Source organism: Aeromonas sp. ANP5, assembly GCF_963870295.1.
GTDB lineage: Bacteria > Pseudomonadota > Gammaproteobacteria > Enterobacterales > Aeromonadaceae > Aeromonas > Aeromonas veronii.
In genome coordinates, this window is record NZ_CAWMRY010000085.1 from 1 (window position 1) to 912 (window position 912).

Annotated in this window: 1 protein-coding gene; it reads left to right on the forward strand. The window is 58.1% G+C overall.

Going from position 1 to position 912, the window contains the following annotated elements; all coding sequences use genetic code 11:
- Positions 1 to 912, forward strand: a 912-nt coding sequence (locus AACT07_RS22340; protein WP_069530089.1) for a tetratricopeptide repeat protein, incomplete at both ends; no start/stop codon positions are given.

Below are 912 nucleotides of genomic sequence, written 5' to 3' on the forward strand. Positions count from 1 at the left end.
GGGCCCTTTGGCTGCCGATCAGCAGGTCCGTGCCAATGCTGCCTGGCAGGTAGGGGAGTGGTATCAGGCTGGACTCGGTGAGCCAAAGAATCCAGCACTTGCTACCGAGTGGTGGCAGCGCTCTGCTCGCCTTGGCAACAGCAATGCCAGCTATCAGCTGGGCCTGATGTGTCAGGAGCAGCATCAGGGCAAGTTGGTCAGTGAATGCCTCGACTGGTTCGAGAAAGCCGCCAAACAGGATCATGCAGAGGCGCAATTGATCCTTGGGCAGTGGTATGCCACGCAGCAGGGGGCGGATGAGGATGCCGTCAAGTGGTTGGAAAAAGCGGCAGAGCTGGGCAATCGTGACGCTCAGTATCAGCTGGGCAAGCGCTATGAGCAGGGGAGAGGGGTGATCAAACGCCCGGATATTGCCCAGCGCTGGTTTGAGAAGGCTGCCGCCCAGCAGCAGCCGGATGCCTTGTTGTTGCTGGCTCGTCAGGCTACACCAACTGATGCTTTCGCGGCTTATCAGCGGGCTGCCAATGCGGGTTCTGCCGAAGCTGAACTATGGCTGGGTGTTGCTTATCTGGCGGGAGAGCAGGTGCAAGCTGATCCTGCGTTGGGCAGATATTGGTTGGAGTTGGCTGTTACTCATGGCTCGCATGAGGCGGAGTACCAACTGAGCTTGCAACAAACAGATGGCGTAGCCAGGCAGCATTGGTTGACTCTGGCTGCGGAAGGCGGGATCACCAAGGCTAGTTTCGAGCTGGCGCAGTTGCAGCAAGAGCAGGGTGAGTTGGAGCAAGCCAGAGCCAGCTATGCCAAAGCTGCTGGACAAGGTCATACCCAGGCTCAATATGCTTATGGCGAGATGCTGCGGCAGGGTTTGGGCGGTAAAGAGGACTATGTGCTGGCACTCAAGCAGTATCG